Here is a 13,501-nt window from a genome sequence, read left to right as displayed (position 1 = left end):
CATGAATGAGCGCGCCGACCGCGGTGCCAATGGGTTTTACGGGCGCTATTTCGAAGGCCTGCCGAATGGACGACTCTCGCCGGAGCAATATTTCCCGTGAAATCAGAAGAAAAAGACGACGAATGCGATCAGTCATAAAGCCGGATCAGCGCTTTGACCCGGGTCCGGGCCATCACGACGCCAGAAATCATTTTAATCTGATTAGCCACGAGCGTTATACGATGAGAAAGCCAGGATAAAAACAATCAGAGGAGATATCAATGATGTGTTCCAATCGACCCGGTCAACGTATTCTCGCGGCCGGTTTATCCGCCGCCATGCTTCTGCCGGCGGGCGCGGCGTGCGCCGATTCGCCCCAACCCATCCCCATAGCGGTGATTGCCGCGCAGTCCACCATCAACGGCAAGGGGATTATCCAGGGCGCGCAATTGGCTGCCCAGAAGATCAACGCGGCAGGCGGGATCAACGGCAGACCCATAAAGCTGATCACCATGGACAACCATTCGTCCGCGTCCGATGGCGTGCGGGCGTTTCAACGGGCGGTCAAACAGGATCACGCGGTCGCTGTGGTGGGCACATTTATTAGTGAGGTCGCACTGGCCCAGGAACCCTGGGCAGCCCGACTCAAGGAGCCCTTCATCATCACTGGCGCCTGGAGCACCAAGGTCAACGAACGAATTCACAACAACTATGCGCGTTACAAGTATGTGTTTCGTACCACGTTCAATTCCAATACCGGCGCCCGGGTGGTTTGCGGTTACGCAAAAGACATCCTGTCTAAACAATTGGGCTACAAGCGTGCCGCAGTGGTAAGCGAGGACTTTGCCTGGACCAAACCGCTGGATAAAGAGTATATGAAATGCCTACCGAAAGCCGGCCTCAAGGTGGTCGATCACGTGCGTTTCAGCGGCGATACCAGTAATTTCAGCCCGATCTTCAACCGCATCGAAAAACATAACGCAGGCGTCATGATTACAGGCATGGCCCATGCCGGCACCCGGCCCACCGTGCAATGGCACAGCGGGCAAAACCCGTTTCTGTTTGCCGGCTGGAGCTCACAGGCCGGATCAAGCAGTTTCTGGAAAGATACCAACGGTGCCACGGAAGGCGTAATCACCGGCACGGTGGCGTCAGACAAGGCCGCGATCACACCCAAGACGATCCCGTTTGCGAACAAGTTCGAAAAAGCCTTTGGCACGTCGCCTTCTTACACGTCTTATTCGACCTACGACACCCTGTTCATCCTCAAGAACGCAATTGAGCGGGCCGGCACGACGAACGCCGACGCCTTGGTCAAATCTTTGGAAAAAACCGATTACGTCGGCACGCAGGGCCGCGAGCAGTTCCTCGGCCGCGACGCGAAGTTTGTCCACGGTCTCAGATTCGGCAAGAAATATGTATCCGGCATCGCGATTCAGTGGCAGCATGGCAATCCGGTCGTGATCTGGCCGGCCAGTGTCGCAGACGGCAAAGTCGAACTGCCGAAGTTCGTGCCCGAGCCTGCCGGCTCGGGTTCGTGACAGAAACACGAACGCGGCTAACAAACCCGGATAGGACCCGGCACACAGGCGTGGGTCAACACCCCCCGTAGGTACAACGCCGGGCGCGTGGCCGCGCATCCGCTTCAGAGCGATAATGGCAATCACGACCTTCCACGGCCGATCGCCTGAACCTCGATCCCGTCACGCGCCTGGATTCGTGCTTGATGGGCGCTAACCGGCCGCGCTTGACACATTAATACGCGCACGACGCCTGCGACCACCGCGGCGATATTCAGCTGCGTTACTCGTTAACTACTGATCCGGCATGAAAACACCTTCATGCCGGATCAATAACGCGAGTATGCGCATGCCTGCCCGCCACGGCCATGGGCTGCGAAGTCGTCAACACAAAAAACGGACATGCGCCGGCTTTCGTTTTTCACGGCGTTGAAACCATCTGATTTTTCAGCTATTTCTGTGCCGGTTGATAGCGTACCCGCGAACTCCGCGCCCGCCGCAACCGCGACAAAGGCGCAAGGAACTTGCCGGTGTGGTCGATGATGTAGTCGACCTGGATCGCTTCCAGCACCGGCCGATGGCGCTCGATCCCATGGCCGTCGAACTGCATCATCAAATGCCAACCCCATCCGCGGATACGGGCTCCCCCACCGGCCAAGCCACCGCCCCACTCCACGCGATTGTGAGCGTACCGGTATGCCGGGGCCGCTGAGATGCAGACCACGCTTCGCATCAGCGAAGATCATCGGGGACTCAAGTCGCCACATGCAACAAACGAGATCGTGAAAACGAGCCATAGGCGGCCGGCACAGAGCAGGCCCTTCGGCCCCATGCATCAGCTTGATTGCACGCGATAAGAAAGTCCCGATTCCAGGCCACGCAGTTCGGACAAGCCCTTGAACCGGCCATAGAGCGGATAGCCAGGCCGGGTCTCGCGGTGGACGTCGTCCAGCAGGGTATGGCCGTGATCGGGGCGAATGGGTAAGCGGGCGCCGCCGGCGTGTTCGCGGCGTATCTGCTCATCAATCAGGGCGCGCATGACTCCAGCCATGTCGACATCGCCGCCAAGATGATCGGCTTCGTGAAACGAGCGTGGATCGGCCGGATCATGGCCGACCGATCGCAAATGCGCAAAATGAATCCGCGCGGCAAACTCGCGCGCCATCGCGACCAAATCGTTGTCGGCTCCGGCGCCGTAAGAGCCGGTACACAAGGTCAGGCCGTTACATGGCCGGTCGACAGCGTCCAGGATCCAGCGCGCATCCTCGGCGTTGGAAACCACCCGGGGCAGTCCGAACAGTGGTCGCGGCGGGTCATCCGGGTGGATTGCCAGCCGGATGCCGACGTCCTCGGCCACCGGAACGACCTTTTCCAGGAAGTACCGCAGGTTCCGGCGCAGCCCGGCCCGGTCGAGCCCGGCAAACCGGGCGATCGCTTCGCGAAAACCGGCCAGATCGTAGTGGTTGTCGGCCCCCGGCAGGCCGGCGGTCACGGTCTCGATCAGGCGTGTACGCGCGGGTCCGTCGAGGGTATCGAGATAGGCCCGGGCCGCGCTTTGTTCGGCCGCACTGTAGTCGGATCCGGCCCCCGGCCGCTCGAGCAGGTACAGATCGAACGCCGCGAATGCGGTCTGGTCGAACGACAGGGCCGTACCGCCGCCGGGCAACGGCATCGCCAGGTCGGTACGGGTCCAGTCGGCGACCGGCATGAAGTTATAGCAGACCACGTCGATCCCGGCAGCCGCCAGGTTGCACAGGGTTTGACAGAAGGTGGCAATGTCGGCTTCGCGCTCGGGCGTGCCGAGCTTGACCGCATCGGTGATCGGCACACTCTCGACCACCGACCAGGTCAGCCCCGCCGCCTCGATCTCGGCCCGGCGCGCGCTGATCGCCTCGCGCGACCAGACCGTCGCATTGTCAATCTCGTGCAGGGCGGTGACGACGCCGCTCGCGCCGGTCTGGCGAATTTCGCTGAGCGTGATCGGATCATTCGGGCCGTACCAGCGCCAAGTGTATTCCATGGCTTTGCCGTCCTTTTCGGGCGTTAATCTTTTTTTGCAATTCACGATCGAACAGGCAGAGGGCCGCAAATACACGCGAACATCTGCTTTGATTCACGGATGAATGTCTCAGGCGTCGTCCGGGGCGTCAGCCAGATCCGCAAGCGCCACGGCCACGCCACGCTCGCTCAGGCGACGATAGGCTCCAATAACCGCGTCGCGGAACGCCGGTTCGTCACTTAGCCTCGCTGAAAACACATCGCGATCGGCCAGAACGGCATCGACCAGCGCCTCGACCTCTTCGCCGTACCGGCTATGGCATGCAGCCAACCGCTCGGCCATCGGATCACTCACCTGCACCGACACACCGGCCAGATCGGTGCCGGCCATATAGCGGATCCAGGCCGCCACGCCGAGCGCGACGCGCTTGATCGGCCCGCCGCCAGCGAGCTGGATCTGCGCCCCGGTCAGCCAGCGCTGGGGGAGCTTCTGGGAGCCGTCCGCCGCAATCTGCTGCAGTCGATGCGCAAGGCTGTCATTGGCAAACCGTGCCAGCAGCCGCTCGCGATAATCGGCCAGATCCACCCCCGCTGGCATCGCCAGCGTCGGCGCCGCCTCGTCGCGCATATAACCACGCAGCAACGCCGCAATATCGTCGCGGGCCACCGCCTCGGCCACCGTTTCGATGCCGGCAAGTCCGCCGACATAAGCCAGCAGCGAATGCGCACCGTTGAGCATGCGCAGCTTCATGGTCTCGAATGGGGTGACATCCTCGACCATCTGTACATCGACGCTCTCCCACGCTGGCCGGCCAGCCACGAAATCGTCCTCGACCACCCACTGTGAAAACGCCTCGCAGACGACAGCGTTCGGGTCGTCCAGGCCGAGTTCGGCCAGCCGGGCGCGGTCGGCATCGGTAACGGCCGGCACGATGCGATCGACCATACTCGAGGGAAACGAGACGTGCTGCACAATCCAGTCCGCCAGCCCGGCATCGGTCTGGCGGGCGAGCGTGACGACCGCAGCCTTCGTCCGCTCACCGTTGGCCGGTATGTTATCGCAGCACAGCACTGTGAAACCCGGGCCGCCGGCCTCACGCCGGCGTGCGAGCGCGGCACAGAGGATGCCGGGCGCGGTGCGGGGCACCTCGGGATGCGCGATGTCGTGCGCGATCTGCGGATCGTCGAGACGCAATTCGCCATCGGCCGGGCTCAGAAAATAACCCTTCTCGGTCACGGTCAGTGTCACGATAGCAATCGCTGGATCGGCCATGCGATCGAGTAGTGATTGCAGATCGCGCCCCCAATACCCGCCCTGCTCGCCAGTGAAATACGTGGCCTGGATCGCGGCGACTTCGCGCAGCGTGACATGCGCCGCGTCCGCACTCTCGACAACATGATAACGATACCCGGCCTCGGCCAGCGCATCGACCAGTTCGACGTTCGAGCGCAGATTGGCGCTGGCGATACCCCAACCGCGTTCGCCGCTCGTCTGCCGAAATCGCTCAAGATAAACCGCCTGATGGGCGCGATGAAACGCACCAAGGCCGAGGTGGACGATGCCGATATCGGCGGCGCGCGCCCCGGCTTCGATACGTTCAACCTGGATATCATCGGCCGTCATTTCAGACCTCGATGCGGAAGTAGTCGCGCGCGTTCGTGAAACAGATATCGCGTACAAGCGCGCCAAGCATGGCCTCGTCGGCGGGCACATGCCCGGCGGCGGCCCACCGACCGATGATCTGACAAAGCAGGCGCCGGAAATACTCGTGACGGGTAAACGAAAGAAAGCTGCGTGAATCGGTGAGCATTCCGATGAAATGGCTGAGGAGGCCGATCTGGGCAAGCTTGGTGATCTGATCATTCATACCGTCTAGCTGATCATTGAACCACCAGGCCGAGCCCACCTGGATCTTGCCGGCTATGCCCTCACCCTGGAAGCTGCCCGCCATCGCCGAAAGCACGTCGTAGTAGGCCGAGTTGACGCAATAGAGCACGGTGCGCGGCAGACAGGCCTCACGGTCGAGCGCATCCAGCAGCTGGCACAACGGCTCGGCAATCGGCCGATCGTTGATCGAATCGAATCCGGCATTGGGGCCGATATTATCGAACCCGCGCGTCGAGTTATTGCGCAGCGGACCCATGTGGTATTGCTGCACCCAGCCGCGCCGGTGGTACTCGCGGCCGACGAACAGCAGGATCGCAGTCATGAACGCATCCTGCTCGCTCTCGTCGGGAACCTGGCCGGCCAGACGGCGGGCGAGAATGGCATCCAGCTCCGTTTCATCCGCCTTGCGGAAGGCCATACGATCCATGCCATGATCGGCGATGCAGCAGCCATGCGACTCGAAGTGATCGAGCCGGCGCCCCAAGGCCCGGTAGAGCGAGGCCATGTCGCGGATCTCGACGTCGGCGGCGTGGCCGAGTTTCGACAGATATTCTGGGTAGTCGGCGGCGGCAAGTTGGAAGCATTTGTCGGGCCGGAAGCTCGGCAGCACGGCAACATCGATCGACTCATCGGCCGCGATCTTCGCGTGATGCGACAGATCATCGACCGGGTCGTCGGTTGTACCTACCATGCGCACGTTCATTTGACGCATCAGCCCACGCGCCGAACATTCAGGCCGAGCGAGGCACTCATTGGCCTCACGCCAGATGGACTCCGCGGTATCCGGCGCAAGCTGGCGATCAGTGATGCCAAAGGCCCTCGCCAGCTCCAAATGAGTCCAGTGGTAGAGTGGATTGCCAATCGTTTTGGGCACGGTCGCGGCCCAGGCATCGAACTTTGCCCGGTCGCCAGCGCTACCGGTAATTAGATGCTCGTCAATGCCATTCCAGCGCATCGCCCGCCATTTATAATGATCGCCACCGAGCCAGATCTCGGCGAGGTTCTCGAAATGCCGATCCTCAGCAATTTCGGCCGGCGGCAAATGGCTGTGGTAGTCGATAATTGGCTGGGTGGCTGCGTGCTCGTGATAGAGACGACACGCCATTTCCGTGTCGAGCAGGAAATCGGGGCCGAGGAAGCTCGTCATAATCGCCTCATGGATAACAAAGAAACAGCCGCGCGGGCGTCAGAAGTGGTTCGGCAGGAATAGCACCAGCTGGGGAAAAAATATCATCAGCACAACCACGACCATCACTGCGACGGCGAACGGCAGCATTTCGCGGGTATATTCCTGGATCGAGCAATTCATCACACCGCAAACCGCGTACATCGCCACACCCACTGGCGGCGTCATGCCGCCGAAGGTCACAAGCGTGACCATAATCAGGCCGAAGTGCACAGGATCGATACCGGCGGCCTCGACGACCGGCACCAAAATCGGCGTGAGTAGCATGACCACAACGGTTGCCTCGACAATCATCCCAAGCACAATCAAAAGCGCCGATAGCGCGAACAGCAGCAGATATTTGTCATGAAACGTATGCGAAACGATCATCGCTAGCGACTGTGGCACCTGATTCAGCGAGATGACATAGCCGATGATGCCCGAGAACATGATGAGCAGCATGACCATGCCGATATCGACCACCGCATCGCGAAACGCTTCGACGATTCGGCGGAAGGTCAGTTCACGATAAATAAATAGGCCGACGACCAAGGCGTAGGCCACCGCAAAGGCACCAGCTTCGGACGGCGTAAACAAGCCGAAACGTATGCCAACCAACAGCCATACTGGGAACAATAATGCCCAGATACTGCTGCGAACTTCGGAAAGCACCTCAGCAAAACTTGGCCGCGTCTCACGCGAGGGTCGGTAGCCGCGGCGTTTGGCAAAAAATCTAGTGGCCAGCATTAGCGCGATCATAAGCAAAGCGCCGGGTACGATTCCGCCAACGAACAATTTTCCGATCGACACTTCGCCTAAAAAGCCATACAAAATTAGCCCGATACTGGGCGGAATTGTGGCAGTGATCAGGGATCCGATCGCAATGACCGAGCCGGTAAACCCCTTAGAGTAGCCATGCTTCACCATGCCAGGGCTGATAATGCGGCCTTGCATCGCGGCGTCGGCTACAGCCGATCCCGATACGCCACCCATCAATGTACTGAGCACGATGCTGGCTTGCGCCAATCCGCCTATCATCCAGCCCGCCAATGCGTCTGACAAGCGCACCAGCCGGGTCATGATGCCGCTGGCGTTCATCAAGTGCCCTATCAGAATAAATAATGGTACCGCGAGTAGCGGGAATGACTGCGTCGTGGACACCACCTGTTGAACGCCGATAGCCGCCGGCACGTACGTACCCGGCAACATGAAATAGGTAAAGCCCGCGATACCGATTGCAAACGCGACCGGCATGCCCACGGCCATCAGCCCGAGGCAGGTGACAAAAAGGATCAGCGACGTCATCGATTAGTTTTCCGACGTACGCATATCAGAGACTGCCACGTCCGCCTTGGCATCAGGGTTGATCACGATCTGCAAGAGGTGGCGTAGCAACGTAATAACCAGCAGCACCCCACCAAACGGTACGGCGAACGTTACCCAAGCGTAACTAAGCCCAGTAGCACCTAACGGACGTTGCCAGTTGGACAATGCTAGCTTCACCCCGTATTTGACCAAAACAACCATGAATGCAATCTCGACTAAAACAAATACTAGCTCGACGGTCCTCTGTAGCCTTGCTGGTAACTTGAGCAACAACACATCAATCCGTATATGGGCGTTGCGCCGCATAGTGACGTCCGCACTGAACATACACGTCCATATGAACGCGAGTTGGGCGAAATCTACGCTCGATGGCAACGGACTATCCGCAGCGCGCGCGCTAGCGCCCACCAATACAAAGACCGCTGTGGCCGCGAGCAACATGACAGCTATGGCCTCTTCGAGCCGTTCGAGTCGCCGCACGATGGAACGTAGATACTGCCGCATGCCGCTTACGAGCCCTGACCCCGGAGGATCTGGCGAATTTTTTTACGATCCTTGACGTAGCCTAATTCGCTATAAACCTTCTCGGTTCGTTTGCGGAACGGTGCCACGTTAACTTTCAAAATCTTGACCCCATCGGCTTCCATCTTTTTACGATCCTCTTTATCCGCTGCAGCAATGCCTTTGCTCGCCGCATTGCCGGCCTGACGCAAGTCGTCGATCAGGGTGCGCTGCAGATTCTTTGGTAAGCTCTGAAACCAACTATCAGACGTCACAAAGCCCGAGATGAGCAGAATATGATGGGTCAACGTCACGTATTTGGTGACGTCCTGAAGATGCTGCCCATAGGCGGCTGTCATTTGTGCCTCGGCAGCATCGATTGAGCCAATCTGCAAAGCTGAATAGACGCTAGTCCAGGGCATCGGCGCGGGTTTCGCGCCCATTGCACGGATGGTCTTAATCCAAATCGGCGTAGCGATGGTCCGCATTCGCACGCCCTGAAGGTCGGACGGCTTCCGTACCGGCTTCTGAGTGAACAACTGACGCGCGCCCTGATACCAATTGAAGCCCAGAAGCTTAAACCCACTCTTCTTCGCTAACTCATTGGACCACCCCTTGAACAGCGACGACCTCGCAATTTTTCCGAAATCTTTGTAATTATTGACAATGTACGGCATGCTGAGAACGCCAAGCGGCTTCTCGTAATCAGCCAATCGCCCTGGATCGACAAGTACTGCCACATTAGCACCGTTTTTTGCTTGACCCATCACATCCTCGGTGGAGCCAAGCTGACCACTGGGAAAGATATGTACGGTCAGTTGGCCGTTAGTATCTTGCGCTATGTGTTTCTGGAACTGGTGTAATGCATGTACCACGGGGCTATTGCTAGTTAAAGCTGTGGACATGTTCAATTCATAACTTTTCGCGGAGCAAACTGCTGATATTGCTAACAGGCCGCACGCTATTCCCGTACTAATGAGACGCATGAAATTCTCCTTTGTCGTCGTCGCTCTTATCACCTGCGTATACGCCGGCCCATCGAGACCCGCCGGGCCCGATGGTCACAGCTTGATAGTGGTGCGCAGGCCGAACACGTAGCTGTCTTTGACATGGTGGAAGTTAAATGCACCGGGATCCTTGAGATACTGGAGATTGGGATCAATCAACAGCCAAGGCGTAGCCTGGATTCCATAATTTATCTCAAAGACGTCCTCACCATGTGCCAAGGATTCAAACTGACCCGGCAGGGCTGAGCCGCTACTGACGGCCAGGCCAGCCTGGTGGGCATTTACAGCTCGACTATTCACACCAGCCCTGAAATAGCCAAAGGCTAGATAATCGTGCGGGCGAAACGACAATGGTCCCTTAGCAACAAAGCCTGCGACCTCAGTATTTTGGTACAGTGCAGTGCTTTTATCCGAATAACCTAGCCCGCCGAAAACAACCAACCCTCTTTGATTTGAGTGGTTAAAGCTGAAAATCATTTGACTAGCAAAAGCATAAACACCGTAACGACCGTTATGTTGTTCGCTGGAATCAACAACATCGGGCGCATCCGAAGTGTCGTAATACGCGCCAATCTTGTAATGCCCTGGGAGAGCGCTTTCGCCTAAGGCTGTGGTATAACCAACCTCAACCGGGAAAATAGCGCCAGTCGACCCCGAAAACCCAAGCTTGAAGCCGTTGTCGTGTTTCCCGTAAGTTGGGTTAACCTCGTACACCCCACCTTCTACATATGCGTTCTTAGTTACGTTAAATTGAAGACGCCCACCCCACTGAGCGGTCGGATAGTCGTTCCAGCCACTTGAAGACGGCAGCGTCTTGAGGTGTCCGCATGAATTACCGCTCTGGAACTTACATAAAACAGTCGTTTCGCCAAAATGATCGCCCAGAGGATAAAAGCCCACCTGCGTAACCACATGGTCGTGCATAAAAGATTGCTGATAACTAAGATTAGTTAGGCGAAAGTTTTGCCCGGCGCCATAGATGTACTGCACGGAGGCATGACTGCCAATATGTGACGCCAAATTGCGGCCGTGTCGATAATTGAATTGAAGTCTAATCAGACCGTTAGGCCAGCCTACTAATTTGCCTGTATGGATGTTGGCACCAAAACTAACCTGCAATGGGTAGCTGTCGTGCCCACCGCCATGCTTTCCGCCGGAAAGAGCTAATGCGTACTCGCCATCGAAACCTGCGTGGAGATCGATGCCATATATGTCTCTAAGCCTTGAGCGCAATCCGCCCCAATTGCCAGTGGCGTATTTTTGGTGCAAAAATCCTGTTTTTTCTAATGAGACTTTCTTAGTCTGGCTAGCCAACGCGTGTGGAGCAAAGCCCAACGACAGCATACCCACCCCTAACGCGTATAGAGCTCGACTGCCAAATGTATTGATCAACATCGCGCCTTTCTTTTTGCTATTAGAGTGCATATCTCCTCCCGGTTGCGCTCTTGGTTTTCTAAACAATAAATATTTTAAATTCGCGACTCATTTTTCGGCATTAGCTTTGGTCGTCGCTCACCAGTCCCAAACTGTGCCGTCTTCCAGCCGATTAACCGGCAGACTGGCCCGCTTGAACGGATAATCGGCAGCAAGGCGTTCGTCGATATCCACGCCGTGGCCCGGCGTGTCGTCGACCCGGAAATAGCCGGCCTCGAAGCGATGATTACTCGGAAAAACGGCCGCCACGATGTCGTCGTGCGGCATATGTTCCTGAATGCCGAAATTCGGCACCCAAGTATCGAAGTGCAGCGTGGCAGCAAGCCCTACCGGCGAGATATCGGTCGCCCCGTGGCAACCGGTTCGCACATGGTGCAGTTCGGCGAGATGCGCAATCCGGCGCATATGGGTGATGCCACCGGCATGGGTCAGCGAGGTCCGGATATAGTCGATTGATCCGCTCTGGATCATTTCTCGACAATCATGAATCGAGTTAAAAACCTCGCCCACCGCTAGTGGCGTCGTGGTATGCGACCGGACCATGGCGAAGGCCGCCTGATTCTCGGCCGGCACGCTGTCCTCCATCCAGAACAGGTGATAAGGCTCGAGATCTCGGCCAAGCCGGGCCGCCTCAATCGGGGTCAGTCGATGATGGACGTCGTGCAATAGATGGACATCGTCACCGAAACGCCGACGGGCTTGCTCGAACAGCTTCGGCACTTGATTTAGGTAGCGAGCAGTGTTCCAGACATGCTCGGCCGGAAGATCAGCGTCGGCCGGTTCGTAGCGCGTCTGCCCGTCCTTCGGCACACCATAAGTGGTGCCCACACCCGGCAGCCCACACTGCAGGCGAATAGCGTCGTAGCCAGCATCGACGAATCCCTGGGCGGAGTCGAGACAAGCCGCAATATCCTCGCCCTCGGCATGCCCATAGGCCATGATGCGATGCCGACTGGCGCCGCCGAGCATCTGGTAAATTGGCATGCCGGCAACCTTGGCTTTGATATCCCAGAGCGCGACATCAATCGCGGCGATTGCGGTCATGGTCACCGGCCCACGCCGCCAGTAGGCGCCAAGATAGGCGTAGTGCCAGATATCCTCGATGGCCGCTGGATCCCGCCCGATCAGAGCTGGCAGAAGATGGTTCTCTAGATAAGACACCACCGCTATTTCCCGGCCATTCAAAGTGGCGTCTCCCAGACCGTGGACACCGTCGTCAGTCTCGATCTTGAGCGTGACTAGATTGCGTCCAGGACAACAAACGATGACGCGGGCAGAAGTGATGCGCATGGGAAACAGGCTCGGCGCTGAATTGTTGATTCAAACTACGCGCCCGGGTCGACATGCTAAATACTACTTTGGTATGCCAATTTGGTATTCCTATTAATCCCGTCCGCGTAGTATGACGTTCGTCCACCCCGGCCCGTCGTTGGTGTAACGTTGGGAGTAAATGAATCAAGGAGTCGCTCTCTTGAGCCGGCAATACCAACTCATCGGCCAGTGCGTAGCTGCCGAAATTGATCGGGGAGATTTCGTCGCAGGACAACGGTTACCGACCGAACGCGAATACGCCGAAAAATTCGGTGTGAGTAGGACCGTAGTGCGCGAGGCCTTCATCATGCTCGAACTGAGTGGGCGAATCGAAGTTCGCCGCGGCTCGGGCATATATGTCTGCGACGGCGCCGCGGCGGCGGGCATTTCGGCCTCGGGCACGCCCGTACGGTGCTACGGCGAGAACGCCGACATCGGCCCATTCGAGTTGTTGAGCGCGCGCCAGGTCATTGAAAGCGCGGTGGCATCGATGGCTGCACAGCTAATAACGAAACCCGACATCAAGCGGCTCCAGAGCCTTCTGGATTCCGAGCGACGAGCGCTGGACGATCCCAAAAGCGACCAGCCCACGCATGCCGAGGCCGATGATGCCGATCGCGCCTTCCATCTGGGCATTGCCCAAGCCACGCAAAACACGCTGCTCCATGAAACCGTAGTCGGGCTGTGGGACCAGCGCCACCGCAGCCCGATGTGGCAACGCCTGCACGCCCATATCCTGGATTTCTCCTATCGGGACAAATGGCTGTCTGATCACGAGCACATCCTGGCCCAACTGCGCAAGCGGGCCGCCGAACCCGCACGTGACGCGATGTGGCAGCACCTAGAACACGTCAAGACCACGCTTTTCGAACACTCCGACACGGACGATCCGAGTTTCGACGGCTATCTTTTCGCCGGCACCACGTTTTGACGGGCGGATCGCCGCAATGCATGGCAACGGCTAAATTGGACGAGACAGGTATACCAATTTACGATAATCCGGGTACGCGGCGCGTGGCAGAATAGCCCATCATTGAGACGCGTTTTCTGGTATGCCAAATTTGACGCCTCGACAGAGACCCCGCCGGTCGACAGCCGACACGCCGTTGTTCGGGCCGCTACGCGCGATACCTGCATGTCCGCGATCACTTATCTTGTGCCGTGCCGCGCGGTAGCCAGACATCGTGCTGGATGCCGTGCAGTCACGTCATCGACAGCCTGTTCGCCCAGGGCAAGCGCGGGCTGGCGCCGGCGACATGAGGGGACAGCACGACGAGACAGCCCGAGTGGACGTGGTCACCTTCGGCGAAAGCATGGCCCTGTTCGCGGCCGACACGCCCGGCGATCTGGCGCACGTGACCCATTTCACCCG

At 58.2% G+C, this 13,501-nt stretch carries 11 protein-coding genes; 2 read left to right on the top strand and 9 right to left on the bottom strand.

Annotation, left to right across the window (positions count from 1 at the left end):
- The first annotated feature begins 260 nt into the window (after nt 1-260).
- Nucleotides 261-1,520, top strand: coding sequence for an ABC transporter substrate-binding protein (locus ACS8YF_RS09505; RefSeq protein WP_440849981.1), 1,260 nt, complete (start codon nt 261-263; stop codon nt 1,518-1,520).
- A 430-nt stretch (nt 1,521-1,950) separates the two neighbouring features.
- Here the strand turns inward: ACS8YF_RS09505 and ACS8YF_RS09500 are convergent, their stop codons facing one another.
- The 9 genes from ACS8YF_RS09500 to manD form a co-directional block, all read right to left on the bottom strand.
- Nucleotides 1,951-2,112 (bottom strand): hypothetical protein, encoded by a 162-nt coding sequence (locus tag ACS8YF_RS09500; protein WP_440849980.1) that lies wholly within the window; start codon nt 2,110-2,112, stop codon nt 1,951-1,953.
- Nucleotides 2,113-2,334: 222 nt separating this feature from the next.
- Nucleotides 2,335-3,519 carry a mannonate dehydratase gene (gene uxuA, locus ACS8YF_RS09495; protein WP_440849979.1) on the bottom strand — a complete coding sequence of 395 codons (1,185 nt, stop codon included), beginning with the start codon at nt 3,517-3,519 and terminating at the stop codon, nt 2,335-2,337.
- A gap of 108 nt (nt 3,520-3,627) precedes the next feature.
- Complete coding sequence (locus tag ACS8YF_RS09490; protein WP_440849978.1) at nt 3,628-5,121, bottom strand: mannitol dehydrogenase family protein; 1,494 nt, start codon at nt 5,119-5,121, stop codon at nt 3,628-3,630.
- A 1-nt stretch (nt 5,122) separates the two neighbouring features.
- Entirely contained in the window at nt 5,123-6,532 is a 1,410-nt protein-coding gene (gene uxaC, locus ACS8YF_RS09485) for a glucuronate isomerase (protein ID WP_440849977.1), read from the bottom strand.
- A gap of 39 nt (nt 6,533-6,571) precedes the next feature.
- On the bottom strand, nt 6,572-7,855 hold the full coding sequence (locus ACS8YF_RS09480) for a TRAP transporter large permease (protein ID WP_440849976.1): 1,284 nt from the start codon (nt 7,853-7,855) through the stop codon (nt 6,572-6,574).
- 3 nt (nt 7,856-7,858) lie between these two features.
- Nucleotides 7,859-8,317, bottom strand: coding sequence for a TRAP transporter small permease (locus tag ACS8YF_RS09475; RefSeq protein ID WP_440850039.1), 459 nt, complete (start codon nt 8,315-8,317; stop codon nt 7,859-7,861).
- A gap of 68 nt (nt 8,318-8,385) precedes the next feature.
- Nucleotides 8,386-9,363 carry a C4-dicarboxylate TRAP transporter substrate-binding protein gene (locus tag ACS8YF_RS09470; protein WP_440849975.1) on the bottom strand — a complete coding sequence of 326 codons (978 nt, stop codon included), beginning with the start codon at nt 9,361-9,363 and terminating at the stop codon, nt 8,386-8,388.
- A gap of 75 nt (nt 9,364-9,438) precedes the next feature.
- Complete coding sequence (locus tag ACS8YF_RS09465) at nt 9,439-10,809, bottom strand: carbohydrate porin (protein WP_440849974.1); 1,371 nt, start codon at nt 10,807-10,809, stop codon at nt 9,439-9,441.
- A gap of 87 nt (nt 10,810-10,896) precedes the next feature.
- Nucleotides 10,897-12,108 (bottom strand): D-mannonate dehydratase ManD, encoded by a 1,212-nt coding sequence (gene manD, locus ACS8YF_RS09460; RefSeq protein ID WP_440849973.1) that lies wholly within the window; start codon nt 12,106-12,108, stop codon nt 10,897-10,899.
- A 160-nt stretch (nt 12,109-12,268) separates the two neighbouring features.
- On the opposite strand from manD, the gene ACS8YF_RS09455 reads away from it, so the two are divergent.
- Nucleotides 12,269-13,060, top strand: coding sequence for an FCD domain-containing protein (locus ACS8YF_RS09455; RefSeq protein WP_440849972.1), 792 nt, complete (start codon nt 12,269-12,271; stop codon nt 13,058-13,060).
- Nucleotides 13,061-13,501 lie beyond the last annotated feature (441 nt).

The sequence above is a fragment of the Salinisphaera sp. SWV1 genome (genome assembly GCF_052044155.1).
Lineage (GTDB): Bacteria > Pseudomonadota > Gammaproteobacteria > Nevskiales > Salinisphaeraceae > Salinisphaera.
The sequence above is the reverse complement of the archived record's forward strand: the minus strand, read 5'-3'. Positions and strand labels throughout refer to the sequence as shown.